The 26781-nt window shown below is 39.1% G+C and carries 25 protein-coding genes and 1 tRNA gene; 20 read left to right on the forward strand and 6 right to left on the reverse strand.

Annotated features, from left to right (window positions below; genetic code table 11):
* Positions 1 to 645, reverse strand: coding sequence for a Uma2 family endonuclease (locus tag PL8927_RS26455; protein ID WP_083626902.1), 645 nt, complete (start codon positions 643 to 645; stop codon positions 1 to 3).
* 241 nt (positions 646 to 886) lie between these two features.
* Here PL8927_RS26455 and PL8927_RS26460 point away from each other — a divergent pair, with 241 nt between their 5' ends.
* Positions 887 to 1072, forward strand: a complete 186-nt coding sequence (locus PL8927_RS26460) for a hypothetical protein (RefSeq protein WP_083626903.1) — start codon at positions 887 to 889, stop codon at positions 1070 to 1072.
* Between the two features lie 277 nt (positions 1073 to 1349).
* Entirely contained in the window at positions 1350 to 1871 is a 522-nt protein-coding gene (locus tag PL8927_RS26465; RefSeq protein ID WP_083626904.1) for a phycobiliprotein lyase, read from the forward strand.
* 57 nt (positions 1872 to 1928) lie between these two features.
* On the opposite strand, the gene PL8927_RS26470 is transcribed toward PL8927_RS26465, so the two are convergent.
* Complete coding sequence (locus PL8927_RS26470) at positions 1929 to 5144, reverse strand: alpha-mannosidase (protein ID WP_083626905.1); 3216 nt, start codon at positions 5142 to 5144, stop codon at positions 1929 to 1931.
* Positions 5145 to 5192: 48 nt separating this feature from the next.
* Between PL8927_RS26470 and PL8927_RS26475 the strand changes: the two genes are divergently transcribed.
* From PL8927_RS26475 to PL8927_RS26490, 4 genes are all read left to right on the forward strand, one after another.
* Positions 5193 to 6599, forward strand: coding sequence for a hypothetical protein (locus PL8927_RS26475; protein ID WP_083626906.1), 1407 nt, complete (start codon positions 5193 to 5195; stop codon positions 6597 to 6599).
* A 200-nt stretch (positions 6600 to 6799) separates the two neighbouring features.
* Complete coding sequence (locus tag PL8927_RS26480) at positions 6800 to 6916, forward strand: photosystem II reaction center protein I (RefSeq protein ID WP_083626907.1); 117 nt, start codon at positions 6800 to 6802, stop codon at positions 6914 to 6916.
* A 221-nt stretch (positions 6917 to 7137) separates the two neighbouring features.
* Positions 7138 to 9351, forward strand: a complete 2214-nt coding sequence (locus PL8927_RS26485) for a DUF3769 domain-containing protein (RefSeq protein WP_083626908.1) — start codon at positions 7138 to 7140, stop codon at positions 9349 to 9351.
* Positions 9352 to 9370: 19 nt separating this feature from the next.
* Positions 9371 to 9847: a hypothetical protein gene (locus tag PL8927_RS26490; protein ID WP_083626909.1), complete on the forward strand. Its 477-nt coding sequence runs from the start codon at positions 9371 to 9373 to the stop codon at positions 9845 to 9847.
* 133 nt (positions 9848 to 9980) lie between these two features.
* On the opposite strand, the gene PL8927_RS26495 is transcribed toward PL8927_RS26490, so the two are convergent.
* A complete protein-coding gene (locus PL8927_RS26495) occupies positions 9981 to 10250 on the reverse strand; it encodes an FmdB family zinc ribbon protein (RefSeq protein WP_083626910.1) in 270 nt (89 codons plus the stop codon).
* Between the two features lie 317 nt (positions 10251 to 10567).
* On the opposite strand from PL8927_RS26495, the gene PL8927_RS26500 reads away from it, so the two are divergent.
* The 8 genes from PL8927_RS26500 (at position 10568) to PL8927_RS26535 (ending at position 15961) form a co-directional block, all read left to right on the forward strand.
* A complete protein-coding gene (locus PL8927_RS26500) occupies positions 10568 to 11164 on the forward strand; it encodes a hypothetical protein (protein ID WP_083627076.1) in 597 nt (198 codons plus the stop codon).
* A 132-nt stretch (positions 11165 to 11296) separates the two neighbouring features.
* Positions 11297 to 12874 (forward strand): tetratricopeptide repeat protein, encoded by a 1578-nt coding sequence (locus tag PL8927_RS26505; protein ID WP_197047565.1) that lies wholly within the window; start codon positions 11297 to 11299, stop codon positions 12872 to 12874.
* A gap of 28 nt (positions 12875 to 12902) precedes the next feature.
* A complete protein-coding gene (locus PL8927_RS29215; protein WP_407947437.1) occupies positions 12903 to 12974 on the forward strand; it encodes a hypothetical protein in 72 nt (23 codons plus the stop codon).
* Positions 12975 to 13031: 57 nt separating this feature from the next.
* Entirely contained in the window at positions 13032 to 13253 is a 222-nt protein-coding gene (locus tag PL8927_RS26515; RefSeq protein WP_083626912.1) for a DUF433 domain-containing protein, read from the forward strand.
* 1 nt (position 13254) lies between these two features.
* Entirely contained in the window at positions 13255 to 14580 is a 1326-nt protein-coding gene (locus tag PL8927_RS26520) for an HNH endonuclease (RefSeq protein ID WP_197047566.1), read from the forward strand.
* 57 nt (positions 14581 to 14637) lie between these two features.
* Positions 14638 to 15075, forward strand: coding sequence for a GNAT family N-acetyltransferase (locus PL8927_RS26525; RefSeq protein ID WP_231506163.1), 438 nt, complete (start codon positions 14638 to 14640; stop codon positions 15073 to 15075).
* Between the two features lie 237 nt (positions 15076 to 15312).
* Positions 15313 to 15735, forward strand: a complete 423-nt coding sequence (locus tag PL8927_RS26530; protein ID WP_083626914.1) for a putative toxin-antitoxin system toxin component, PIN family — start codon at positions 15313 to 15315, stop codon at positions 15733 to 15735.
* Between the two features lie 7 nt (positions 15736 to 15742).
* Positions 15743 to 15961, forward strand: a complete 219-nt coding sequence (locus tag PL8927_RS26535; RefSeq protein ID WP_083626915.1) for a toxin-antitoxin system HicB family antitoxin — start codon at positions 15743 to 15745, stop codon at positions 15959 to 15961.
* A 300-nt stretch (positions 15962 to 16261) separates the two neighbouring features.
* Here the strand turns inward: PL8927_RS26535 and PL8927_RS26540 are convergent.
* Positions 16262 to 16335: transfer RNA gene (locus PL8927_RS26540), tRNA-Met, on the reverse strand.
* 668 nt (positions 16336 to 17003) lie between these two features.
* On the reverse strand, positions 17004 to 17288 hold the full coding sequence (locus PL8927_RS26545) for a DUF427 domain-containing protein (protein WP_083626916.1): 285 nt from the start codon (positions 17286 to 17288) through the stop codon (positions 17004 to 17006).
* A 162-nt stretch (positions 17289 to 17450) separates the two neighbouring features.
* Here PL8927_RS26545 and recQ point away from each other — a divergent pair, with 162 nt between their 5' ends.
* The 6 genes from recQ to PL8927_RS26575 all read left to right on the forward strand — a co-directional run bounded on the left by recQ (position 17451) and on the right by PL8927_RS26575 (position 25973).
* Entirely contained in the window at positions 17451 to 19637 is a 2187-nt protein-coding gene (gene recQ / locus PL8927_RS26550; RefSeq protein ID WP_083626917.1) for a DNA helicase RecQ, read from the forward strand.
* Positions 19638 to 19911: 274 nt separating this feature from the next.
* A complete protein-coding gene (locus PL8927_RS26555) occupies positions 19912 to 20547 on the forward strand; it encodes an HAD-IB family phosphatase (RefSeq protein ID WP_083626918.1) in 636 nt (211 codons plus the stop codon).
* Positions 20548 to 20586: 39 nt separating this feature from the next.
* A complete protein-coding gene (locus PL8927_RS26560; RefSeq protein ID WP_083626919.1) occupies positions 20587 to 21627 on the forward strand; it encodes a patatin-like phospholipase family protein in 1041 nt (346 codons plus the stop codon).
* Between the two features lie 20 nt (positions 21628 to 21647).
* The gene (locus tag PL8927_RS26565) at positions 21648 to 22499 is read left to right on the forward strand and encodes an RnfABCDGE type electron transport complex subunit D (protein ID WP_083626920.1); all 852 of its coding nucleotides are present in this window, start codon (positions 21648 to 21650) and stop codon (positions 22497 to 22499) included.
* A gap of 42 nt (positions 22500 to 22541) precedes the next feature.
* Positions 22542 to 23864: a DUF2330 domain-containing protein gene (locus PL8927_RS26570; RefSeq protein WP_083626921.1), complete on the forward strand. Its 1323-nt coding sequence runs from the start codon at positions 22542 to 22544 to the stop codon at positions 23862 to 23864.
* 195 nt (positions 23865 to 24059) lie between these two features.
* Positions 24060 to 25973 (forward strand): alpha/beta hydrolase, encoded by a 1914-nt coding sequence (locus PL8927_RS26575; protein WP_083626922.1) that lies wholly within the window; start codon positions 24060 to 24062, stop codon positions 25971 to 25973.
* Between the two features lie 49 nt (positions 25974 to 26022).
* Here PL8927_RS26575 and PL8927_RS26580 read toward each other — a convergent pair whose 3' ends face one another.
* Positions 26023 to 26250 carry a hypothetical protein gene (locus PL8927_RS26580; RefSeq protein ID WP_156093347.1) on the reverse strand — a complete coding sequence of 76 codons (228 nt, stop codon included), beginning with the start codon at positions 26248 to 26250 and terminating at the stop codon, positions 26023 to 26025.
* Between the last annotated feature and the right edge of the window lie 531 nt (positions 26251 to 26781).

A 26781-nucleotide genomic window follows, 5' to 3' on the forward strand; every position in this document is an offset into this window, starting at 1 on the left:
TTATCTTCCCATTTGTTCTATAAACCAATTTCCCACTTCTGTATTATCCTGTTGACGACTACGTTTTAATCCTTCCTCTAATAAAGCTATTTTAAAATTCGGTAAAATCTCAGACTCTTTAATTCGTTCACTCCCACAATTTGATAATATTTTAAACGCAATAATTTTAGCATTTTGAACATCTACAACCCAATATTCCCTAACTCCTAAATCTTCATATAATATTCGTTTTTGCCCTAAATCATCCCCTAAAGAGCTATCTCCAATTTCAATCACTAAATCTGGAGGTAAATTTTCATCTAAATTAACAATAGAACTCCCACGAGGTGCTAATTTAACTCGTTCTCCAATATAATAAGAAGCATCGGGTTGAGCTTCTCGAATTCCTGTTTTTCGATAGCTACAGTTAACGAATAATCTCATGGGAATACCGCGAAACATACCCCATAGGTTAACTAAAATAACAATTATACCATTATCATCAGCATGATTCGCCCCGACTGCTGCCCTTTCAATCCTCATCTGTTGATTAAAATAATAACCCCTCCCTTGGGTAAAGTTGGGTTGTTCTAAGATTTGCAAATATTCATCCCAAGTTGCAGTTATCCAAGTATCTGTTTGAATTTGAGTTTGTAGTTGAGTCATAATGTTAATGGTTGACTGTTGACGTAGCAATATTCTGCTCCTCTGCTCCTCTGCTCCTACACCTGACTCCTCTTATATCAATTAAGCAGGTTTTGAAGCCTAAAAAAAAATTCTGCAATTTTGCGTAATTTTAGTTGTTCAGATTGATAAGTAAGTAAGAACACAAAAGATTAATCAAGCAGAAGGCCTTCTCGCTTCTTCTGTGTTCGTTTTACAACGAACTAAAATGGAGAACTGAGTCATGTTGGATATTTTATTATCTTCCCTATTGAATTTAGCTGTAATTTTTCCTCAACATTCTGGAATTTCTGATTCCTCTGTTAAAGCTACCCTTGTTAACCAAGCCACCTCTGATCCAATTTTATCCCCTTTTGGAGTATCAACGAATAAACCAAAATCTCAAGACCCGATTGTTCCCCCTAATTAACAATAGTTGATCAAAGTCTGATTTTCTGAGGTTGTTTTGGGGTTATTATTGAGCTAGTAGGATGGGCTTTGCCCATCTTACTTTAAATTTACAGGTATTTCTCAGACTTAATTGAGGTAAAAAAATGATTTCAATTGCCGTTAATTTTTGAAGTGACTATTATTTAAACAAGAAATAGCAAAATTCATCTCTGGAGAAGTATTAAAATATCCCCCGTTTATAGTACCATCCTAAAGGATTGGGTTTTCCCTTTTTTTGAGTAATCAAAGTAATCAAGATGAATATTATTGAATTTTTTGAGTTAAGTGCCGGGAAATGGTTTTCTCAACGCACCCTGCACAATTTAAAATCAGGTCAATTACAAGCGGGTAAGTCTAATTTAATCATGGAGAGTTTACCCCAAACCGATGCTACAGTTGTTCAGCTTTGTCAACAGCATAAAATTGACCCGACAACGATTTCAGGAGGATTTCGATTAACCTGGGACGGGACAATGGAAGGAAACCCGAATCAACAAAAAGGGTCTGCTATTGTTGTTCCGATTATCAATCCTGAACATCCCCAAGAAGGTCAATTATTACAATCTCAAGACACAACTCCGAATCAATCTCTATCGGGACGCTATAGTTTAGGAGCAGATGAGGTGTTAACTCTAATTACAGAATCTCCTAATTTTTATGCGGAAGAACGGTTATGGTATTTGATGCCAAATCTTAGGCTTCGGACTAGCATCGTTAAAAATAGCACCGGACTAACTCAAGCTTCCTTTTGTTCGGAAATTCGCATGGGAATAAAATGAGTTAATAATGGAAGTGGAACAGGCATCTTGCCTGTTATCCTATTATCCTATTGGAGTTCAGCAGTTTTCTTTCATACAACTTAAAGCAAAACTGGCTATTTTCCAAGGAGATATAGATGTTGTTGTTTCATGGGGTTGTTCTAATAGATTGACTGCATAGTCTATTGTTAATCCCAGGGAATTATTGAATTTTAAAATAGTTTCTTCTCCTTGAGATTCATAACATCTTAAAATCCATTGTTGGGGTTGGGTTTCTGACTGTTTGAAGGCAATTAAAATTAATTGTTCAGACCCTAATTCCAGAAAACTCTGTGGAACAGGCATCTTGCCTGTTGTCTTCAAATAGGATTGAGTCTCTAAACTCGATCCCACAGAAACCTGATCAGGATAGACTTTAACCCGTAACGGACGATTAAATTCATAACCTTTTTGAACCGTTTTGGCTGGTTTCCAATCTCCCGCATGGGGATAAACCGCATAACTAAATTGATGCCATCCTAAATCCGCTTCTGGGTCAGGCCAGGTTGACCCTCTTAATAATGTTAAACGCAGTTGATCGCTTTGAGCATCATAACCATATTTACTATCGTTTAATAGACTAATTCCATAATCCGATGTACTAATATCTGCCCAATGAATAGCAGGAACTTCCCATTTAGCTTTTTCTGGCTCGGTTTGCGGGTTTGTAGACCGTTGAATTACTCCGCAGGGAATTTCATAACTCGCAGTATCCGCAGCAAGGGTTAGGGGAAAGGCGGCTTTAATTAAAATATGACGCTCTTGCCAGTCTACCGTTGTTTCTATTTTTAATAGGGGAGAATCTTGTTCAAGAATATAATCTTGACAAAATTCGGATTGATTAAATCGTTTAATTATTCTCAATCTCCAGACTATCGGCCCTTGTTCTATCCATTTAATTGATTCTAATTGGGGTGATGTTAAGGGATATTGTTGATAATTGGGGTCGATATTCCATCCATCCCAATATTGTCCTGAATCTTGAAAGGCTTGTAATTGATTTCCTTGTCCAGGTTTGAAGATATTTCGTTGATTAATTATGTCGAAAACTTGTTCTAAATTTCCGGTTTCGGTATCCACAATAACGCGCAAAATTCCATTGTCAAAGCTAATCTTTTCCGGTTCTAACTGATAAGAATTGACAAATTGATTTTTTTCTGCTATACTTTCAGTATAATGGGGAATAGGTGCGCTCATATAGGGTATTTCTGACGACGTTTCAAGGGTTTCAGCTTGTTTCCGCCCCAACCAATACACCTGATACCCCACACTCGGAACATTTTTTACCAGAAATAGCAATTGCGGATTTTCCGACTTTTCTCCCCGAACTTGGGAGGGTTGGGCTATTCCCTGAGTATCGTAAATTTCCCAAGGGATATCGGAATTAGGAATAGGCACAGCAACGACTTCTGAGCGCGACCAGTTGAGGGAGTTAAAGATCAAAATCGGTTGGGCGTTGGCTTGGGGAGGAGGAGGGAGAGGAATAGAATGGGCGATCGCATCGAAAGACTGTTGGAGAATATTATTGGCTTTTGTAATAGCGGTTTCCCAATCTTGATTGGCTTGTTGATAAACGGAATTAATCGCCGATCCAGGGAGAATATCGTGAAATTGGTTGAATAAAACTTGCTTCCAAGCGGTTTCTATTTCGGTTTGGGGATAAACACAACCTGCAACCAGAGTTGCGATCGATGCAAAGAGTTCTGCTTCATATAATAGAGTTTCAGCTTGACGATTAAACCGTTTTTGATCAGCGTGGGTCGTATAACAACCACGATGGAATTCTAAATAGAGTTCATCTTTCCAGAGGGGAAGAGTTGCGGGGGGATGATTCAGGACTTCTTTTAAATAGTCTGTAACCGTTTGAAACTTAAACCCTGGAAAAATAGCAGATTGATTCCAACGTCGAGTTATTTCTAACATATCACGGGTCGGCCCTCCCCCATGATCTCCCACTCCTGGCAACCATAAACTCTGATTTAATCCGGTTTGGGTTTTCCATTCCACCGCAGCTTTAAACATTTTCACAGGTTCAACCCGTTCTCCAATTAAAGCGGTCATGAAACTGATAATTTTTGTTCCATCTAAACCCTGCCATTGAAATAACCCGTAGGGAAATTTAGTGGTATCATTCCAGCGCAGTTTTTGGGTAATAAAATAATCGATACCGCCTTGTTGGAAAATTTGGGGTAATTGCCAACAGAAGCCAAAGGTATCCGGTAGCCAAGCTACGGTTGAAAGTTGACCCATTTTTTCTAAAACATAACGTTGTCCGTATAAGACCTGACGGACGATAGATTCTCCATTAATAATATTGAGTTCCGGTTCTACCCAGAGTCCGGCGGCGATTTCCCAAATTCCTTGTTGTACGTTATTTTGAATTTGGATAAATAAATCAGGACGATGTTGTTCTATCCATTCATAGAGAATGGGGGAGGAATGACAAAAAATTAATTCAGGAAAATCCGTTTGTAATTGTAGAACAGACTCAAAGGTTTTTTGGGCGGCTATCCAAGTTTCTGTTATCGGCCATAACCAAGCTAAGTCTAAATGGGCGTGACCGAGTAAGTTAATTTGATAAGACGGAAGTTGAGGAATAATAGAATCTAAGGTTTGACGAAGTTGGAGCAGGCTATTTTCAAATTCAGTTAGATCTTGGGGGAGGATATAGGCAGAAATAATAGTTAAAATCTCCTCTAGGGAAATTAAACTGGGTTCTAAGTTGGGGAGATGAGGTTCGGGAGCTAAAATTATCCCTAAAATTTCTAACTGATCCGCCATCAAAACTGGATCAATTTCAGAGGAGTCTGAGACTTCATACCAACAGAAAGCAGAAACTAATGCACCTCGGTCATGACCCGGACTGACTAACTGCAATTCCACCTCAAATTCATCTCCTGGCTGTACCGATGAACTTAATAAAATTCGGGTATAACTATCAAATAGATCTCCGGCTTGTACAAACTGATGATTAATATAGATTTGAGCAGCTTCCGCCCACCAACTTAAGACTAATCTTAAACTTAAACCTGTTAACGGATAACCTCGCAACTCAGTCGGAACTATTATTTTTTGTCTTAATTTCAAGATCTCTTTTCCCCCCGCCCAAGCTATATGTCCTCGCTCATTGACTGCAATCGGTTGCATCCGGTTGAAGGCTTGCCAGTGTTGCTGAACATCAACCTGTGTCAACAGACGTAACTGTTGAGCAATTTCCGAAACCTGGGATAGGAGGGTTGCTGTAGAAAAATACATTTACTGCTATATTAAGGAAGGGAGAATATCGATAAGCTAATTGTTACCATGACTGTTGCTGACTCCGGGCCATACAAAAGTCGATTATTTAATTTTATCTCTCTCACGGCTCAAAAACTGAGCGATGAGGGTAGTCGAACTTGGCGCTATTTTAGATTTGCCACTGAAATCACCCTGCAAACGGCACTCTATCCGGTTTATTTCCTCCTGCAAACAGTTCGAGTCACAACGCAAAAATTGGGAACTGCAATTAAACAGCGTTTACCTCAACTCCAGTCTCCCCAAAATCCTCCTCCTCAACCGCCGGATGTTGATACTGCAATTGTTCATATTCTGAATACGGTGACAACTGAAACAGAATCTCTATTTCCAAATTCGATAACCTCTCCAACCCTAGATATAGAAATTCAAGGAATAGCCAGCCAACTCGACTCCCAAACTTTAGTTTTAGTCAAAACCGATAATCAAATTTTAGATAGTCTCACTGTTGAACAACAACATCAGCTTCAGCAACAGATTCTTTTAGAAGAAGGCGACTATTTCTATTTTGATCAAAATTTAGCACAACAACAAAACCCGTTTTCAACTCCAATTCCTCCCCTGCGTTGGTTTTCGCAGGTGATGAGTTGGATACAAACCAGTCCCGTAGCGGTGAAAATTAATTGTTTTGGAGAATCGGATGTTGTTGACTCTGTATCTTTCCCCTTACCTTCCCCTGAATTTATTCATAACTTAGATGGTGCGATCGCGCAAGTCGAAGATTATTCGATTATTCCCCTATCCCAAGTTACCCATAGCTTAGTTCACCAAAGTCAAACTTGGGGAAAAACGGTGATTCAAGTTTGGCGACAACCGCCTCAACCCCATTTATCGGTTAAATCAGAATCTACTTTAGAACAGGGGTTTGATGAATATTTTTATAAGATTCAATCTCTAATTCTAGCTGCGGTTGATTATTTCTTTGGTAGCCATCATCCTCCTATTTCTTCTGTTGAAACTCCCGAACAATTTTCTGGGGTAATTTCGGCTTCTTCCTCCTCCCCAACTCTTACCCCCTTAGAAGACCCTTGGTTAACGGCTAATAATCTAACTAACAATATTTTATCAAAACTCCAAAAACCCAAAATAGCAAAATCTCGCCCCTCTTCCCCCTCCCAAACCCCAAAAACCCCGAATAATCTTCCCGACCAAAACGCCGTTTGGGAAAAAGTTCAATTATCCTTAAACCGCTTCCAAACCGAAGAAACCCCCACTAACCCCTTGACAAAATCGATAGATTATGTTAAAGAATCCCCGGAAACTCACGCTGACTGGCTAGAAGCTCAAGTTACCGTAACGGGATATATTAAACACCCCCTAGAACAGATTTTAGGGTGGTTAGATCAACTGATGGTCAGAGTTGAAGAGACTGTCGCTAAAGTTTGGTATTGGTTAAGCCATTATCGGAAGAATTAGAGGGTCTTGGTTCTCTTGTCAAAAATGACCCTATAGGCGCGCATAGATTCCCTATTATAATATTAACACAAAGCGATTTTTTGTCAAGGGGGTATGAATAGAATCCTTAAATGAAAGGCTAATTTAAGATATGATGATAAAGTTGTGCTTCCGGCATAACATTTATAAATAGACTCTTGCAGCCCCGGAGACATTCACAAATGCTGACGCTAAAAATCGTCGTTAATATCGTCGTTCTGTTCTTTTTTGCCTTATTCGTGTTTGGATTTTTATCCAACGACCCAGCGCGTAACCCCAAACGCAGAGATTTAGAATAGGGCCATAGGCAACGAGAAAGTTGTCTCAACAGAAGTTGGGGCATAAACACCTAAACAATATGCCCATCACCCAACCTCTGTGAACAAAGTCCTTGATATGATAAAACCTTTAAAGATCATTAGCTATCAACCCCAGTGGCGGATAGCTAATGACGTTGTGTTAGCCCAATCCCTTACGCGGTCGAGTTCGGGCTATTTTTGTGGAATTATGTTGCTGAAGTATGCCCTATCCGGTACCGCCACCTGAACCGCCACCTTTAATCCGTACCCTTCCCAAATCAGACGCAACTCAAGCGGAAAAAAGAATAGCCCTGAATGGGTTAGTAAAACCTGCGTCTTCCCCGATCACTCCTCCTAGGATTTCCACTCACGCCACCATCACCTATCCCCTGCCTCAATCTACGACAGAGGAAACGAATCCAGTATCCGCAGAATTGCTTGGCCCCCCCGTAACCTTAACCGCAGATTCCGAACCGACAACCCCGATTCAATATACCTTTGTATCCTCCTTTTCCTTTCCCCAGGAGGATACAAACGCCATTGCCATTACCCCCCCACCTCCGAACCCGCAACAACCCACCGTTATCCCCATTCCCACCCCGGAAGATATTGTAGAAATCACCGCCGATCGGCAAGAATATGATCAACAACGGCAAACCGTCACCGCCACAGGTAATGTCATGGTACGGTTTCGCCAGTCCTTAATCGATGCGGATCAAGCCCAAGTCAATTTAAGTACCCGTGAAGTCATCGCCGAAGGGAATGTCGCCCTGACCAGGGGAAATCAGGTAGTTCGGGGCGATCGCATCAACTATAACTTCGTACAAAATACCGGGTCAGTCTACCAAGCCAACGGTGTTGTCTTCACCCCCTCCGCCACCACCGATTTAACCGTTGTTGATCCCCTAATTACAGGTGTCACCTCCACCCTTCCCACCCCAATTAGCGATCGGATTACCGCCGCCCAACCCGTAGAAAAAGTCAAAGCCGATACCGGATTAAACGCCTCCGTATCCGCCGGAGGGGGGTCATTCTTTGGGGTTCAAGGCAGTGTTAATCGCCTCAGATTCGCCGCCGAACGGATTGATCTATTTGCCAATGGGGGCTGGGAAGCCCAAAAGGTGAGAATTACCAACGATCCCTTTTCCCCCCCGGAACTGGAATTAAGGGCCGATACCGCCCGATTTAACCGTATATCTCCCCTACGGGATGAACTGATCACCACGCGATCGCGTCTAGTTCTGGATCAATCCTTTACCCTGCCTCTGTTTCGAGAACGTACCGTCCTAGATCGCACAGAAAAGCAACCCCTCCCCTTCTCCTTTGGCTATGATCTTAAAGATTTTGGGGGCTATTATGTTCAAGGTAATCTTCCCTCCCTGCCCCTGGGGCCATTGACCTTACAAGTGGCCCCGCGATTGTTACTACAACGGGCCTTTCAAGATAACCTCGCCCCCTTTGATCCTAAAGCCTTGGGTTTAGAAGCTCAGTTATCAGGATCAATTACTCCCACCACCGAGTTAAGGGGATTTTTATCCCTAAATACCTTAGAAAATTTTCCCGATCTCGATGAAGAAGCTCTGCGGGGGAGTTTTCGCGTGCGCCAACAATTGGGGGCTGGGTTTGCTCTGAATGGAGAATATAGTTACCGCAACCGTCTATTTAATGGAACTTTGGGGTATCGTACCGTCCATAGTAGTTTAGGGGCTGTTCTCACCTCTCCGGTGATTCCCTTAAACGCTCAAGGGGCGAAATTGAGCTTTCAAACCTCCTATCAATCCGTGAATGCGAATACCGATCGCCCGGAATTATTAAAACCAATTCGCCCAAATGATCGGGTAACATTAGATCGGTATGAAGTTTTGGGAACCTTGATTTATCCGATTTTATTATGGGAAGGAGAAAGACTTCCCCCGACCGCAACGGAAGGATTACGCTATACTCCTCAGCCTGTAATTCCCTTCTTAAAATTAGCGTTTATTGCTAGAGGTGTTACCACTGAATATAGTCAAGATTATTCCCAATCCTACCTCAGCACTTCGGTCGGAATTCAAGGACAATTGGGTCATTTTTCTAAAGAGTTTTTAGACTATACGGGGTTTAGTGTCTTTTATACTCAAGTTTTATTGGATGGACAATCTCCGTTTTTGTTTGATCGCTTAGTCGATCAACGAGTCTTAAGTATGGGGTTAGTTCAACAAATTTATGGGGGATTAAGGGCCGGGATTGAATCTGCGGTAAATCTGGATAATGGTTTATCATTAAATAATGAATTCACCTTAGAATATAGTCGTCGTACCTATGGGCTAATTCTCCGCATTAATCCGGTGCGTCGGATTGGTAGTATTAATCTTAGAATTAGTGATTTTAACTGGATAGGAACTCCAGACCCTGATTTCGGATCTCCCCCTACTCCCCCTGCTATACAATACTAATATCAAGGAGGTGATCGTCGTGTTTGCTTTAGAATTTCCCTTCAGCGATGGGGAAGAATGGCAACTCCAAACCGAAACCCTGAACCTGCCTTCTGTAGAAGCCTCTGATTTACTGAAGTATTATGGTTTTGATTTATCGGATCAGACTTCTGAGAAAATCGTGGCTCAGTGGTTAGAACAATATCCCCCTAATTGGATATTTTTGGCGATGTTAGAAGCATTATATCAGGGACGCTATAAAGCGATTTCTGTAGAACAACTATTAATTTATTGGCAACGAAGGGGGGAACCTATTTATCATTTTACTCCTGATTTTGAGGATTTAATTTATCATCACTTACCGCAAAATTTATTAGGAGAAAGTCAAAACCCAAGGACACCAGTAACCCATCAATTCAGGGAATCGACAACAGAAGAACCCGATGAAACCGAGAGATTATCCCTAAAACATCCTGATTTTTACAAGAAGTTAAAGGGATTCATGAATGATGTATAGCAGTCGCTCCTGGTAGTTAGGACATAGATTAATTCTAAAACTGCGCGCAGAGAACTCTTTTCCTGCGGTGTTCCCTGTTCCCTGTTCCCTGCTATAACTCAAGAGAAAGAAAGTCATCAATCATCGAATGATATTAATCCGACGCCGTGACATTTTCATATACCCCTTGATCCCGTTTAACTAATTTCGTAAATCCAGCGTTTTTATAATCGGAATTAGAGGTCGGAATTGATAGCATCGGCGCACTCAACACACGACGCACAGGAGCATTTTCAGGAGTATCTCCGGGCTCACAGTTGGCTAACTGACAAAGTTCACCCCAGGTGGTGATCTCCTGTCTATAGGAGTGCATGACTTCGATCTTCTGGTTGTTACTCGGACAGAAATAATCGTAGATTGGCATAGGAAGGCTTTTTAGGATAACAATGGATGGATTGTTGCTCAGATGATATCCCTCTCGATTATATCATTCTCAATGGCTGACACCATCTAAAAAAATAAAAGGGGATGCAATTTTGCCAAAATCAGAGATAATACGAAAGTTGAGATCGTGATTCCCCTTGATCAACTCAACAATATCCTATCCTCGATTATCCCAGAGAAGACAACATTAACTATTTTTTGGATGATGACGCTCTAAAATTTCCTGATATTAAAATTTTCTCAGCCCAATCTGTTAAATTGACTCTAAACTTAATCTGTTCTGATGAGGATTTATCGATGAGTGATTTTAAACCAACTCCTGAAACAAATATGACAACTACTCAACTTTTAGATCGCTATCAACTCCATGATGCTAATACCCTAAAAAACTGGGCAAGTTTCCATGGAATTCATAGACAAGATGGTCTATTTTCTCCCTCGGAAGTGGATTTAATTGATCATGTTCATCATCATATTTATAATTTGGGGATGAGCGTTGATGAATATCAAAACTTCTTAAATCATCGCCTGAATCGGGTACAACCCATTGTAGAACCTCAGCCATCTGTTGTCAATCAAAATCCTCATCCTGATGAGATTACAACCGAAGCCTCCCAAGCGATGGAATCGTTAATGGAGCAGTATTCTGAAGCTATTGAATTTATGGGAGAAAGAATTGCTGATCATTTTATTGATGAATTAGATTTATCGGTGATGCGTCATTTGGCGAAAAAAGTTAAAGAGCGTCAATTATTAAATGGTCAAGCTGCTAGACCTAATCGTTTTTTAAGAACAATTCAAGCGGTGCTCAAACCTAAAAGTAGTCCCTTATTAGCTTCTCCTTCTCCAGAAGAAACCCGTGTACAAATGGAAAGTAATCATCGCTTAGGTTAAAGGATTTTTAAAGGGGTTAATTGTTGACGGTTGACCGTTAACGGTTAACATCTCATCTGTCAACTGTCAACAGCTAACACCAGACACCCGACTTAAACTGATCGCATGGACTCATTTTTAAACCCAAAAACTTTGGTTCAATATTTATATCAACAGGCTAGTTATCATTTAGCACATCAACAAGTCGATGAAGCTCTGTCTGTTTGTCTGGCTGCGCTTAATGTAGATCCAAATTATCCCCCCATTTGTAAAACATTAGGAGTGATTTGGCAAGTTCAAGAGGATTTTGAACAGGCAGAATTTTGGTATCAAAAAGCTTTAAAATTACAGCCTGATTATGCAGAAGTTTATGGAAATTTAGGAGATATTTATGCTCAAAAACAGGACTGGGAAACGGCAATTTTAAATTATAAAAAATCAATTCAATGTAATCCTGATCGGGCGATTAATTATCGAAATTTAGCCAAGGTTTTGATTGAAATTAATCAACAAGATGAAGCGGATAAATTCTGGTATAAGGGCTTACATTTAGAGCCGAGTTTGGGGACATTTCCTGAATATTTGAGGTTAGGGAATAGACTCTTACAAAAACAGGAAATTGATCAAGCAATTTTTTGTTATCAAAAGGCAATTCAGGCTAATCCCAAGGGATATGAAGCCTATCATAACTTAGGAGAAGCCTATACTCAACTCCATCAATGGCAGAATGCAGTTGAAGCTTATAGCCAAGCCGTTGACAGAAATGAACAACTGTTTACTTCTTATATGGGTTTGGGAAATGCCCATAAATTATTAGGAAATTGGGAAAATGCCATTCATGCTTATCAGTGTGTGATTGCATTAAATCCTACGGCTTATTTACCTTATTTTCAAATTGCAGAAATTAGGTTTAAATTGCAACAATGGGATGTGGCGATCGCAGCTTATCAAGAGGCATTAAAATTAGAAGATAAAAATCCTTTTATTTATTTATCCTTGAGTCGAGCTTATAGTTATAAAAAACAATGGGAAGAAGCGATCGCAGCCTCTCAAAAAGCGATTGTATTAAATCCTAATTTACCCCATGGTTACACCCACTTAGGTAACTTTCTATCGGAAATTGGGGAATTAGAAAAAGCTGTTCAAGCTCATCAAAAATCCCATCAATTAAGAGGATGGAATTCGAGTCTTGAAAAGAATTATCACTTTACAAAAGATTGGTTTAGTGTTAATATTCCTAACTGGGAAAAAGCCCTAAATTCTTTCGCTGATCTTCCTGAAATTCAAGGCTTAGAAATCGGTAGTTTTCAAGGAATGTCTGCTTGTTGGTTACTGGATTATATTTTAACCCATCCTACAGCAAAAATGACCTGTATTGACTTAAGTTTTAACCCAGAATTTGATCTGAATATTCCTAAAACGGGAGTGTCAGAAAAAGTCATAAAATTAGAGGGATATTCCCAAGAAATATTATCGACTCTTGCCTCCAATACCTACAATTTTGTTTATATTGATGGCTGTCATTTAGCCTCAGTAGTATTAGAGGATGCGTTACTATCTTGGAATTTAGTCAAACCGGGAGGAATTATTATTTTTGATGATTATGAATATCGAGATCCTGAACACCCTGAAGAAGACACTCGCAAAGGAATTGATCAATTTCTGAACACCCTCTCCAAACCCGTGAAAATTCTGCATCAAGCCTATCAATTAATTATTCAAAAATATTAATACTCTGTCGCTGATCCAACTGGAATCCTTGGGGGAGGCATTATTGGATTTCTCTAATTTTTATGCTTTAGAGACAGGTTTGGCAGAACAGAGACGGTAGATTCGCACTTCAAGTTGTAGGCTAAGATCAAAAGATTCCTACTACCGCATAACTGATATGACAACCGCAGCACTTGTTATTCATAGCGACCCTAACATATTAGGAGGAACCCCTGTTTTTGTTGGAACTCGTGTACCCATGAAAACGTTGCTCGATTACCTCGAAGCCGGCGATCCACTGGATGAATTTTTAGATCATTTTCCCAGTGTTCCTCGTGAGCAAGCGATCGCAGCCGTTGAATTAGCAAAGGAAATGCTGATCTCCAAGGAATTATATTGAAATGAGAGATAAGGAGAGCAACATGAGCCACCGAAAATCAGAGCGAGAGTCTATTTCTAAGTCAATCCGTTTTGAAATCTTCAAACGAGATAAATTTACTTGTCAGTATTGTGGTAAGAAAGCACCAAACGTTATTCTCCATCTGGATCACATTAATCCAGTATCTAAAGGCGGAACTAACGACTTATTAAATCTCATTACATCCTGCATAGATTGTAATCTAGGAAAGAGTGATCGAACTTTAGCAGATACTACCATCATTGATCGTAAGCGTACACAGATGGAAGAACTCCAGGAGCGACGTGAGCAAATTGAGATGATGATGGAGTGGCAAAGAGGTTTGGTTGAGCTAGATCAGTATTTAATTGAGCAGATAGCTGATTTTTGGGCAGAGTTGGTGGCTCCTTATCAGCTATCTGAGCAAGGACTGAAAAGTTTAAGGAAATTGCTGAGGCAACATAATGCTGATGAAGTCATGGAGGCAATGCGTATTGCAACTAAGCAATACTTACAATATGATAACGCCCAACTAACCAAAGAGAGTGTTAGCTATGCCTGGTCTAAAATTGGGGGCATTTGTACAACCAAGAAAATAGAGAAGAGCAAGCCCTATATGCGAGAACTCTTCTACATTAGAGGTATTCTGCGGAAGCGCTTAAATTATCTAAATGAATGGCAGTGTCTTAAACTTTTAGAGGAAGCTCATCAATATGGTGCTGCTCTTGAAAAACTCAAGGAACATGCTTGTAATGTTCGCAATTGGACACAATGGCGACAAGACATAGAAACATTCATTGAATCTTCAGAAAAAATCGAAGCTAAATCCGATAATTTTAGTGAAATTGATCAAGAAAGGTTTTCTAAATCAAACCAAGTTATAGATGAAGATGGTGAAGAGGAAAAGAATAGCGAAGTGTTTCTACAATTCATTGAAATATGCAATTCTTATGCTGACAAGAAGGATTACAAAAAGGTTGCTGAGATGTGTAATCACTATCTAGATCCAAATATTTCCGAGGTAAGGGACTTCATACACAATGCCAGTCATTGGTTTGTCACTATTGAAGACAGCAGGTTCATAGTAGATTTAGTTAGATTACAACAATCTTTTAAGTCTGAATATAGACATTGGTTTATTGACTATGAGAGCAGATGTATTTATACTAAGCTAGATAGTGGTTATGAATATGATATAGGCTTTGAAACAATTTACTCAGATGAGCGGAAGCAGGAGTGGATACAACACCTTAGCAGTAAGAATTGGAGTAATCCTGAAATGATTACTGAGTTATCTGAAATTCTAAAAAATTCGTTTTATACATTTTGAGGCTTTCATGGGAAATAGTCTTAACAACGCTTTAGGAAAATCAGACAACCCTACATCATTTCCTCAGATCCTAACGATGATTGGGGTTGGGAAGTAGAACTTCACCGCAGCCCCGACTGGCGGGAACAACTGATTGCGGAAATTGAGGGTCGTCCCATTGGATTTATTGAAATCATCGATCCAGCCCGTGAGGATGACCATTATTGGGGTGATATGGCAACGGATCTTAGGGCTATTGATATTTGGATTGGAGAAGAACAGGATTTAGGCAAAGGCTATGGAACACAAATGATGCAGCTTGCTATTGCTCGCTGTTTTGCAGTATCGACTGTAACGGCTGTCCTTGTCGATCCTCTGGCTAATAATACTCGCGCCCACCGCTTCTATGAACGTCTGGGCTTTAAATTTGTCGAGTTACGGCAATTTGGTGAGGATGACTGTTTTGTGTATTGTCTGAATCGGGAAGATTGGCAGTCTAAAAGTCATTTATTTTAAGAGAAAAGTAGGGTTAGAAGAAAAGCGATTTAAAAAACTTGACATTCAGAAGAAACGCACTGAGGTAGATTAGAGCTAGAGAAACGGCTGGCTGTGTTGGAAGCTGAAATTTTAGATCAGGAAATTAGGTTAGAGTTAGCTAAAATTGGTTTTAATCTTGAGGGTTAATTGTTTAATTAATATTACCTTGCAAGGCACGGAGTCAAGGGATAATAGCATATATGCTATCATTAGCTTATGTCTAGCAAACTTGTCATTGACACCAATGTTTTTGTCAGTGCCTTAATTAGCCCTTCTGGAGCAAGTCGCGCTGTACTTCGTGCCTGCTTGCAAGGGAAGTATCAACCCCTGATGGGAACAGCACTATTGATGGAGTATGAGTCAATCTTGGGGCGCTCGGAGGTGATGGCACGCTGCCCACTATCAAAAGCTGATATTGAAGTATTGCTTGCTGCTTTGATGTCGGTAAGTCAATGGGTTCAGGTTTATTATTTATGGCGACCGAACTTGAAAGATGAAGCGGATAATCATCTAATTGAATTGGCGATCGCGGGCAATGCAGAGGCAATTGTCACCCAGAATATTAAAGATTTCCAGAGGGCTGAACTTCTCTTTCCCCAGCTTTCTATTATTTCCCCTGAAGCATTGATTATGGAGTAATTACAATATGGCAACTTTAACGATTCGTTTACCTGATGACAAACATTTCCGCCTGAAGGCTTTAGCTCAATCTCGCGGCATCAGTATCAATAAGCTTATGGAAGAATTATCAACGTTAGCGATCGCAGAGTTTGATGCTCAGACCCGATTTCAAGCTTTAGCAATACAGGGCGATGTGGCAAAGGGTTTAGAAGTTTTGGATCGCTTAGATGCCTTCAATCAGTAGACAGTTGAAATTTATCCTGAACAAAAAAGAGTTAAGCCTAAAGTGATTTAGAATTTCTGATTATAGAGGGGGTTCCAGCCCCCTCGTGAATTATAAGATCAATAAATATAATTTAAGTTACTTGTTGTCTGCCACCTGGCTACCGAGTTTAGATTGTTTCTTCTCTCCCTCTCGGTTTAGGCTGATAATGTACCCAATAAAAACAAGAACTCGCCATACCATTAGCAAGTTCTTGTTCAAAAGATAAAGATGAAATTATTGGGTTAAAGCAGATAACAATTTGTCAATAACCTAATAAAATGGCGGGGAGCGGATTTGAACCACTGACCTTCGGGTTATGAGCCCGACGAGCTACCAGACTGCTCTACCCCGCGTCGCTTGTTCCTTTCCTAGTATAACCACAACATTCTGGATTTGGCAACCCCTTTTGAAAAATATTTTTTTGAAGCAGGGGGAGCGGAGGGAGTAGGGGCGGGGTTACTCCCCAAAGCGTGTCACCTTAAGCCAAAAATCCGTGATTACAGCCAAGAACAGATCCCCCTAAATCCCCCTGGAAAAACCCCCAGGGCTGTTTCATTCTCGGATCTAAAATGCGATCGCCTGAGAATAGAGGGCGGGTTTAGGGAGATAATTACTGATCATTAAAGCTCGTCTCGGAACCCGCCCCTACGGTTTAATTGTTGATTATTGCTCAAATGCGATGCCGCAAGGCGGCGGCTACGCCATCAGATTTTTTCCACAACAAAATGTAGGGGCGGGTTCTGTAATTATCTTCAATTCTAACCAATAATCTGACTAAACCCGCCCATCTTCAATGAGATCGCCTTTTTACTATTAATATGAAATCCCTAAATGATCCCCCCAACTCCCCAGGGCTGTTTCAAAGTCGGGGGGAAAAGAGTAAAGAAATAGCGATCGCTACCTGATAAAATCAAGAGCGGTCGCTTATTTTTTTCTAAAATTAAAGATGCTAACAACTCTAAGCCCCTATTAGTTATCTTTTGTTATGTTAATTAACGTTCATCAATCAACATGAAACCGCTTAAACCTCAACTTTAACCCCTTTCCAAAACGCAATATAACCTTCAATATTTTTAGCTTTGGATTTCGCTTCAGGATAATACCAAGCGGCATCCTTATTCACTTGACCTTCAACAACGATATCATAATAACTCGCAACCCCTTTCCAACCACAGGTTGTATGGGTGTTACTTTCTTGGAAATATTCAGCTTTGATGGAGTCCGGGGGAAAATATTGATTGCCCTCCACAACAACGCATTGGTCAGTTTCTGCCAAAACTGCACCATTCCAAACTGCTTTCGGCATAAATCTCCTCTAAAATTTACAACGTTGTATTAAAATTTAACATCTTTGAGGCATTCAGTGTCTAGTCTGGGTTATCAATCACAAAATTTTATCGAGATCCCGCAGTCATTTACCCAGTTTTAATCATAAAATAAAAAAGACGTTTTATCTAAATCACGAGCAATGTCAGGGCTAATTTCTACTTCCTTTGCCCAACCCCAATCCCTAGAACAGTCTCTTAAACATTTCTTTGGCTATGATTCTTTTCGACCCGGACAGCGCGAAATTATTGAACAGGCACTACAAAGGCGAGATTCATTAATTATTATGCCCACAGGAGGCGGAAAATCTTTGTGTTTTCAACTTCCGGCTTTATTAAAACCCGGATTAATGATTGTTGTGTCTCCTTTAATTGCCTTAATGCAAGATCAAGTAGAGGCGTTACAAGATAATGGAATTGGTGCGACATTTCTCAATAGTACCTTAACGGCTGCGGAGGCAAAATCAAGGGAGTTAGCAATTTTACAGGGTGATATTAAACTGTTATATGTTGCCCCAGAACGGTTATTATCTGAAAGGTTTTTATTGTTCTTAGATACGATAGAAAATCAATTAGGAGTCTCTGCCTTTGCCATTGATGAAGCTCACTGTGTTTCGGAATGGGGGCATGATTTTAGGCCGGAATATCGCAAATTAAAACAACTGCGAAATCGTTATCCTAAAATTCCCGTTTTAGCATTAACAGCAACGGCAACCCAACGAGTTAGACAGGATATTATTCAACAATTAGAGTTAAAAAATCCCTATATTCATGTTGCTAGTTTTAATCGACCTAATTTATATTATGAAGTTATTCCCAAGAAAAAACAAACCTTTACCCAACTCTTAAAAATAATTCAGGATGTTGGAGGTTCAGGAATTATTTATTGTTTAAGTCGAAAAAATGTAGAAGACTTAGCTTTTCGGTTACAAAATCATGGCATTTCAGCTTTACCTTATCATGCCGGAATGGAAGATCAACTGCGGGCTGAAAATCAAACCCGATTTATTCGGGATGATGTCCAAATTATGGTAGCGACTATTGCCTTTGGCATGGGAATTAATAAGCCCGATGTTCGCTTTGTGATTCATTATAATTTACCTCGAACGTTAGAAAGTTATTATCAAGAATCAGGACGGGCAGGACGAGATGGAGAACCAGCACGATGTACATTATTTTTTAGTTATGGTGATATTAAAACCCTGGAATATTTAATTGATCAAAAACCCGATGCTGATGAACAACGCATTGCCCGTCAACAGTTACGGCAAATGTTAGATTATGCTGAAGCCTCGGAATGTCGGCGCACAGTTCAATTGAGTTATTTTGGCGAATTCTTCTCGGAAAATTGCGGAAAATGTGATAATTGTCGGACACAAAATCCCGTTGAAGATTGGACAATTGAAGCGATGAAATTTTTATCCTGTATTGCCCGATGTCAAGAAAGATTTGGGATGAATTATATTATTGATGTATTGAGAGGATCGAAAAGTCAAAAAATTCTAGATCGACATCATGATCAACTTTCTACTTATGGCATTGGTAAAGATAAAACAGCAGAAGAATGGAAGAATTTAGGGCGATCGCTTTTACGTCAAGGACTACTTGATCAAACCACAGATGGTTATGCAATTTTAAAGTTAAATTCCCGCAGTTGGGAAGTAATGAAACGGGAAAGAACCGTTGAAATTACGGTAATTAAAGAACAAAATCTGGAAAAATCAACTCGATCTTTGGCGGTGGAAGCGGAAATGTTATTTGAACAATTGCGCCATCTTCGTAAAAAATTAGCCGATGAACAATCTATCCCTCCCTATATGGTTTTTTCTGATTCTACATTAAGATTAATGGCCCAACAACGACCCCAAAATTTAGAGGAATTAAGTCAAATTTCTGGGGTGGGTAGTTATAAACTAGAACGCTATGGTAAACAATTTACTGAAGCCATTTCTACCTATTTTCAAGATCAAACGGGTTCAAATTCTAAACCTAAATCATCAGAAGTTAAGCGTCTAACTTTGGAGGATTTATCCGATAGTTTAATCACGACTTTGGAGTTATCTCAACAGGGATTAAGTTTGAATGCGATCGCCAATCAACGAGGGTTAAAAAATAGCACTATTGCTGACCATTTAACCCAATTAATTGCCGCTAATCAGGAGATCAATCTTGATCAGTTTGTTGAACTTGACCGTCAAAATAGTATTATTAAAGCAATTGAAAAAGTAGGAGATACTAGCTTAAGAACAATTTACGAACATTTAGGAGAACAGTATAATTATGAAGAAATTAAGTTAGTTCGAGAATGGTGGCGAAATCATCCTGATTAGTTGACTGATAACTGATGGCTGAATATGGGCGAGATAACCCTACAATTAATAGCTAAATATGGGCGGGATAACCCATCAGTGTCAACAATCGCGCTAAAAGCCTTGAAATAAATTTCAGGCTCAAAGCTAAAACCCGTTAAAACGGGTTAATAAAGAACAGTTTTAGTCATCTTTAGATGACTTTAGCTCTTAGCCCGAACTTTAGTTCAGGGCTTCGGAGGCTTAAGTTGACGGACTTTGGGGATAACCCCGCCCCTACAACGGATTAATGATCATGAACCCAATTATTTTTTGTGACTTTGACGGAACAATTACCGCAGAAGAAACTTTTGTAGGAATGTTAAAAGAATTTGCTCCCGAAATGGCGGCTGAAATTATGCCATTATTGTATCGGCGGGAAATGACATTACGAGAAGGAGTTAGAAAAATGTTAGAGTCTATTCCTTCGCGTTGCTATCCTGAAATTATTGAATTTTCCAGAACAAAGAAAATACGACCTGGATTTGTTGAATTTTTAGATTTTCTCAATATCCAAGGCGTTCCCTTTGTTTTAGTTTCTGGAGGTGTTCGGGTGATGGTAGAAACGGTTTTAGGAGATTTAAGTCAAAAAATTGATAGCATTTATGCCGTTGATTTAGACACTTCAGGCGCGTATTTTAAAGTTAATTCTGAATTTGAAGCGGATACAGAATTAGTAGCTAAAGTTAAAGTGATGGAACGTTATCCCAATACTGAACCGATAGCCATTGGAGACTCTGTTACGGACTTAAATATGGCTTTAGCTGCCCCTATTGTTTTTGCTCGTGATCGTTTGGCACAATATTTAGATGAATATCAAAAACCTTATATTAACTGGACGGATTTTTTTGATATTCAAGCGTATTTATCAGAACGTTGGAATATTTCCTAAATCGATCAGTGTCTTTCTAAACCGAGGTAATCGTAAAAAATGTCACAATTTACTCGAATTCTTGCTCTTGATGGCGGGGGACTACGAGCAATCATGTCCGCCGAGGTATTAAAGTATGTTGAGCAGAAATTACAGGATTTTACAGGAAATTCTGATGCTAGAATTGCCGATTATTTTGATTTAATTGCGGGAACCAGTGCTGGAGGAATATTAACCGCTCTTTATCTTTGCCCTGATGCCGAAAATCCTTTAAGACCTCGGTGTTCTGCCCAAGAAGTTTATGATTTTTTTCGATATAAATCCAGCCAAATCTTTTATCCTTTCTTTAATGATTCCTTCCAAAAAGTCGGGGAATTATTTAATGAAAAATACTCCTATCAAAAATTTAATCAGGTGATGGGTGATTTTTTTAAAGATATTAAATTGAGTGAACTACTTAAACCTTGTCTGATTACTTCCTATGAAATAGAAAGACGAGAAGCCCACTTTTTTACCCAACATGATGCTAAATTAAACCCAAAAGATGATTATTTAATTCGAGATGTTCTCCGGGCTACCTCTGCCGCCCCAACGTTTTTTGAAGTGGCTCAAATTCACGCTCTAAACCAGGAGGTTTATACTTGTATTGATGGGGGAGTCTTTGCTAATAATCCGGCTCTCTGTGCCTACGCAGAAGCCCGCCATAAATTTAATCAAGACTTTAATCTCGATCATCGCTATGAAACAGGCCCAACGGCTAAAGAAATGGTGATTTTATCATTAGGAACAGGGGAGGTTAAAAAGAAATATCCTTATCAGGAAGCAAAAGATTGGGGAAAATTAAAATGGCTTGATCCGCTATTTGATATTATTATGACTGGGGTAGCGGAAACCGTTGATTATCAAATGAAACAAATCTTTGATACGACGGGTAAACCGGAACATTATTTACGAATTAATACGGTTTTGAGCGATCGCAGAACCTTACCAATGGATGATCCTTCAGAAGTTAATCTCAAGGCAATTAGTCAATTAGGGCAACAATTAACAGAACAATATCGTCAATCGTTAGATCAGTGGATTCAACTACTTTTAGTTTAAACCTATTTAAGGATGAACCCATGTTTAAAGATGCTCGGAATGCTCAAATTTTATTTTTGTCGATGTTTTTGCTATTGGGTATTGGAACCAGAGATTGGACATTACGACCCGATTTTATCCTGGTAATCGGATTAAGTTGTTTATTGACTCAATGGTTTTTTTCTTCCCTTTCCTCCTTCTATATTCACAAAAAATTTACCTTTTTATCCCCAGAATTTTTAGCCTCTTGGCGCAGTGCTTTAATTACCACATTAGGGTTGTGTTTACTACTGCGAGGAAACCATTGGACAACCTTAGCCTTAGCGGGATGTTGTGCGATCGCCAGTAAATTTATCTTTCAATCTCAAGGAAAACATTTTTTTAATCCCGCTAATTTTGGGATGATTATTGCTATCACGTTAACAGCCGATGCTTGGGTTTCCCCCGGACAATGGGGAACGGATTCTTGGTATTTTCTTCTATTTTTAGCAACCGGAGGAATTATTCTTAAAAAAGTGGGTCGTTGGGATACTTCCGCAGCCTTTTTAATCACTTATACAGGATTAGAAGCTTGGCGAAATTTTAGCTTAGGATGGAGTTGGGATGTTTATAGTCATCAACTGATGAGCGGCAGTTTATTATTGTTTGCCTTTTTTATGATTACCGATCCGCGTTCTATTCCCAATGCTCCCTTAAGCAGAATTTTATGGGCGATGTTAATAGCCGGATTAACCTTTATTTTACAACACCAATTTTTTATCTCAACGGCTCTATTTTGGTCATTGTTTGCCCTGTCTCCCCTGACTATTATATTTGATCAAGTTTTTCAAGCGTCTCGCTTTTCTTGGTCAGAAAAATATCTCAAATCTTTGCCTTCATCTCCTGTTTTTTAGTTAATATTCCCATTCCTAATAGTGTTTAAATTGGAGTTGTTGATGAAAGCTTTAAACTGGATTATTTCTGTTTTAGTTATTCTTTTAGTCATTGTTGGTTTTGCTTCTCCTGCGTTGGCATTTTGTGGATTTTATGTCTCTCAAGCTGATGCAAGTTTATATAATCAAGCCTCTCAAGTGATCATTGCCAGAGATGGAAATCGTACAATTTTAACAATGGCAAATGATTATCAAGGATCTGTGAAAGATTTTGCTTTAGTGGTTCCGGTTCCTGTTATTTTAAAACCTGAACAAGTTCATATCGGAGACCCCAAAATTATTCAAAGATTAGATGCGTTTAGTGCGCCTCGACTGGTGGAATATTTCGATCCTGACCCTTGTAATTTCTACCCTATGGCTCCAACAACGCGAGGAGGAACTAGAGGAGGAGTTGATTTACAAATGGAAAAACAACCCGAATCCGAATCTAGTTTAGGGGTCACAATTGAAGCTCGTTTTAGTGTCGGCGAATATGATATTTTAATTCTGAGTGCGAAAGAATCCGATGGATTAGAAACCTGGTTAACGCAAAATGGTTATCAAATTCCTGAAGGAGCAAGTGCTTTATTAAAACCCTATATTCAACAGGGATTAAAATTTTTTGTTGCTAAAGTTAATTTAACAAAATTTGATCAAAGTGGGTTTCAAAATCTGCGTCCTTTAATGATGGCTTATGAATCTCCTCGATTTATGTTACCGATTCGTTTAGGGATGATTAATGGGACAGGAGAACAGGATTTAATTGTTTATTTACTTTCTCCTAAAGGTCAAATGGAATTAACCAATTATCGCACGGTTAAAATTCCTTCCGATCAAGAAATTCCTGAATTTGTGAAAGAAGAGTTTCCCGGTTTTTATAAATCCATGTTCACAAAAGCTTATGAACGGGAACAGAAAAAAGTCGCCTTTTTAGAATATGCTTGGAATATGGGCGGATGCGATCCTTGTTCTGCCGATCCTTTAAACCAGGAAGAATTAAAACAAGCGGGGGTATTTTGGTTGGATTCAAACGCTTTTAATTCAACCTTTATTACTCGCTTACATATTCGCTACACCCGGAATACTTTTCCTGAAGATCTAAATTTTCAATCAACAGCCAATCAACAAAATTTTCAAGGTCGATATATTATTAATCGTCCCTATCGGGGTCAAATGCAGTGTTCACAAGCCCAGCAATATCGGCAGTCCGTTCGCCAACGACAGGAACAAGAAGCGCAAAACTTAGCCACATTAACAAACTGGAAAATTGAGGATATTCGTCGTCGAATTAACTGGGTACAATCGACTTCAGATTCTTGGTGGAATCCATTCAAAAATAACAATTAATCTGATTGTCGGGTGCATCAACATCGTACATAAAACTTCTAATATTTAACGGACATTTCCTAATCGGGGTTATAACAATTAACACAACAGGTCAATTTTGTGTCATGCTATTACGCGAAACAAAGCTGATCAAACAGGATTTCAGATCACTGTTGCTGAAATCACTTGAATGTTTAACCTCGAACAAATAACACTATGGGTACTAAGCGAATATACCAAGGTTTACCCTTGTATTGGCATCAAGACACCGTTGAAAATGACTATCGTTGGTTAGAGTCGATTGTTCGTAACACGGCGCCGTTTTCTGATGCTTGGACAAAAGCCCGCATTGTCCAACTCGCTTATTCCATTCCCAAAGGGGTCAAGACTCAAACCCTTTATAATTTGCCTATTTATGGCTCTTATACCTCTGAATTAGCGATCGCAGAAGCATTACGTTCTACCTGTAATTTAGAAGAATACCCCGATTTTGAGACTCAGGTTAATGAAGATTATGTGATTCGTACCTTAAATAGTTGGCATAATAAACAATTTGCTAAAGCCGTCAGTCGCAACTTTGAAGTTTATGTAGATCGTAAATATTCTAATGGTTTTTTAGTTGTAAGTACAGCCCGCACTTCATTAAATATTGATCGAGAATTACCTCCTTTAGAACGATTTCGTCCCCTATTTAATATTGCTGAAATGGGGCAAATGATGCGGAAGGAAAACTTTCGCTATCTAACATTAAGAACTCATGGTTATGCAAATCCGGCTCATAAATTTTATCAAGAATTTATGGCAGAAATCGAGTCTTTATCCGAAAAGGGGCCGATTAATCAGATAGGTACATTAGAAAATCGGAGTGTTTATATTGGTTATACTTGGCCGAGTGAAATGCCCTTAATTCATCCGGGATTATGGAGTGATCTGGGTGATCAAAAAGGCATATCGTTGAAATTTTTATTTATTTTAGCCCTGATCGCTTGGACTGTGGGAACCGGATTTTATATTCTATTAACCTTAATTGGAGTTCCCTTCTTGAATTTATTCGGGATGGAAATGCCTTTATCTCCCCTGTGGTATTGGTTGAATTGGAATCAAATTTCTGATTTATTTGCTCAATGGAATTGGGTCACTCTAACGGTTTTTGCCCTGTGGTTGTTATTAATGCAAATCTTAAGAATTTCTGTTTATCAACGCGATCGCTATCGAGCCATTCATTACGGAGCACCAGATTTAGCAGAATTTTTTTGGAGATTAGATAAGGTTTTGGGTGAAAATCCTTATACCTCTATGCCTTTTTATGAACCTCAAAAAGAAATAGCGATCGCTAATTATTATAGCCAAAATTTCCCCCCGATGAGTGTTAACTTAATTGGTCATAGTATGGGGGCGTTAGTGGTTGTCAATGTGCTCCGAATTCTCTCGGATCGATTTGGTAAAGAAGATCGTCTGGAATATGAAAAAAATAATATGGGGGATTATTTACAATTAAATAAATTAATTTTAACGGCTCCTGATATTCCCTTAGAATTTCTCCGTGAAGGTCGAAATAATTATGTTCGCTCTGCGATTTTACGATGTAATGAAATTTATTTATTTTCCAGTGATAGAGATTTAGTTCTTCGTTATATGTCTATTCTCGGAAACTGGTTTAGTGAACCCAGCGTAGAAATGTCAGGATTGCGGTTAGGAAATATTTATTTAAAACCCGTCAAAAATTCTATTAACTATCAACCCTATATTCGGGTAATGATGAGTTCTCAATCGGCGGTTCAACCCACTTCAGCTTATGATTTATTTGAAAAATTCAACTATATTGATTGTTCAGAAATGCCGGGAGTTAATGCTATTTCTCTCCCTTTAAATATCTGGACAAGCCTGATTATTGACGTGATGAATACTGTATTTTTTATCGCCCAAAAAGTAGATGTTCATGGGGGTTATTACTTCACGAACACCACCAGTTTTGATATTTTAAAACTTTTAATTACTAGAGATGGATTATCTCGCACAGAAACCTTAGCTGAAATTAACCGCCTGATTACAGGGAAATCGGTTTTAGTTTTACCTTCCTATGAACCCATACAAGACAGCAGCGAGGAAGACTTTTACAGTCAATCCTAACAGGAATCTCTGACTGTGATGTGAGAATTCCCCGCTACAATTGCCAGTATTAGGAGGGGAGAATATCAACCTTTAACTGGATGCGAGAACTTAATGCGAGTTTTGTCAGATGTCGATCTGGGTTAAAAACGTGAGGAACAGAATAGTTACGTTTGCGGTGAGCAATCTCCAGAGAAAAATTAGGCATTTCTTGATGACAATAAAGGCAATACCAATACACTCGATTATGCTCAATATGACGTAGCATCGAAGAAGAGCAACAGGGACATTCATTCATGATTATAATTCTCCTATCAAAAAATTGAAAGCACATTGAAATGTTTTTTAAACTTGTATTTTCTCTAGCAATCACCTAAAATAGGCAATTTAATTCTGGGTTAGACTGCTTAAATGAGATGAATTCAAGGAAATAAATAAAGTCAATCAACAGAGTGTTTTAAAACAGAAATTCGGGTTCAAATTTTGTTCTACTGTTTTACATCTGAATCCAAAATTAGATTCAGCAATAAGGCAGAAACAGGTTTGATTTCAAGGTGGAATTGAAGAATTTTAGAGAAATTTGTTATTCAACAAAATCACCTTTTCATAACAATCACGGTTATCCTAGATTTTGGTGACTCATTTATTAATAATTACTACCCAAAATCATCTGATGTTATGCTGTATTGCATCAGATCAAATTCCCAATATCTGAAACTGATTCTAACGATGCCGTTAAAAATTTACACTTATTCTGTGAAATTTTTAACAACATTTGCTATTTTCTTATCTTAATTGATTCATTCTCAATTCCCATCAGTCGCGTATT

The sequence above is a fragment of the Planktothrix serta PCC 8927 genome (assembly GCF_900010725.2).
GTDB classification, from domain to species: Bacteria; Cyanobacteriota; Cyanobacteriia; order Cyanobacteriales; family Microcoleaceae; genus Planktothrix; species Planktothrix serta.

Excerpts from the sequence above, each read along its gene's own strand:
- PL8927_RS26480 (WP_083626907.1), top strand. The coding sequence starts at position 6,800 with ATGCTGACGCTAAAAATCGTCGTTAATATCGTCGTTCTGTTCTTTTTT.
- PL8927_RS26455 (WP_083626902.1), bottom strand. The coding sequence starts at position 645 with ATGACTCAACTACAAACTCAAATTCAAACAGATACTTGGATAACTGCA.
- PL8927_RS26580 (WP_156093347.1), bottom strand. The coding sequence starts at position 26,250 with ATGAATGAATGTCCCTGTTGCTCTTCTTCGATGCTACGTCATATTGAG.
- PL8927_RS26565 (WP_083626920.1), top strand. The coding sequence starts at position 21,648 with ATGTTTAAAGATGCTCGGAATGCTCAAATTTTATTTTTGTCGATGTTT.
- PL8927_RS26475 (WP_083626906.1), top strand. The coding sequence starts at position 5,193 with ATGACTGTTGCTGACTCCGGGCCATACAAAAGTCGATTATTTAATTTT.
- PL8927_RS26530 (WP_083626914.1), top strand. The coding sequence starts at position 15,313 with ATGTCTAGCAAACTTGTCATTGACACCAATGTTTTTGTCAGTGCCTTA.
- PL8927_RS26495 (WP_083626910.1), bottom strand. The coding sequence starts at position 10,250 with ATGCCAATCTACGATTATTTCTGTCCGAGTAACAACCAGAAGATCGAA.
- PL8927_RS26470 (WP_083626905.1), bottom strand. The coding sequence starts at position 5,144 with ATGTATTTTTCTACAGCAACCCTCCTATCCCAGGTTTCGGAAATTGCT.
- PL8927_RS26465 (WP_083626904.1), top strand. The coding sequence starts at position 1,350 with ATGAATATTATTGAATTTTTTGAGTTAAGTGCCGGGAAATGGTTTTCT.
- PL8927_RS26460 (WP_083626903.1), top strand. The coding sequence starts at position 887 with ATGTTGGATATTTTATTATCTTCCCTATTGAATTTAGCTGTAATTTTT.
- PL8927_RS26535 (WP_083626915.1), top strand. The coding sequence starts at position 15,743 with ATGGCAACTTTAACGATTCGTTTACCTGATGACAAACATTTCCGCCTG.
- PL8927_RS26520 (WP_197047566.1), top strand. The coding sequence starts at position 13,255 with ATGAGAGATAAGGAGAGCAACATGAGCCACCGAAAATCAGAGCGAGAG.
- PL8927_RS26560 (WP_083626919.1), top strand. The coding sequence starts at position 20,587 with ATGTCACAATTTACTCGAATTCTTGCTCTTGATGGCGGGGGACTACGA.
- PL8927_RS26515 (WP_083626912.1), top strand. The coding sequence starts at position 13,032 with ATGACAACCGCAGCACTTGTTATTCATAGCGACCCTAACATATTAGGA.
- PL8927_RS26500 (WP_083627076.1), top strand. The coding sequence starts at position 10,568 with ATGAGTGATTTTAAACCAACTCCTGAAACAAATATGACAACTACTCAA.
- PL8927_RS26555 (WP_083626918.1), top strand. The coding sequence starts at position 19,912 with ATGAACCCAATTATTTTTTGTGACTTTGACGGAACAATTACCGCAGAA.
- recQ (WP_083626917.1), top strand. The coding sequence starts at position 17,451 with ATGTCAGGGCTAATTTCTACTTCCTTTGCCCAACCCCAATCCCTAGAA.
- PL8927_RS26545 (WP_083626916.1), bottom strand. The coding sequence starts at position 17,288 with ATGCCGAAAGCAGTTTGGAATGGTGCAGTTTTGGCAGAAACTGACCAA.
- PL8927_RS26485 (WP_083626908.1), top strand. The coding sequence starts at position 7,138 with ATGCCCTATCCGGTACCGCCACCTGAACCGCCACCTTTAATCCGTACC.
- PL8927_RS26570 (WP_083626921.1), top strand. The coding sequence starts at position 22,542 with ATGAAAGCTTTAAACTGGATTATTTCTGTTTTAGTTATTCTTTTAGTC.
- PL8927_RS26575 (WP_083626922.1), top strand. The coding sequence starts at position 24,060 with ATGGGTACTAAGCGAATATACCAAGGTTTACCCTTGTATTGGCATCAA.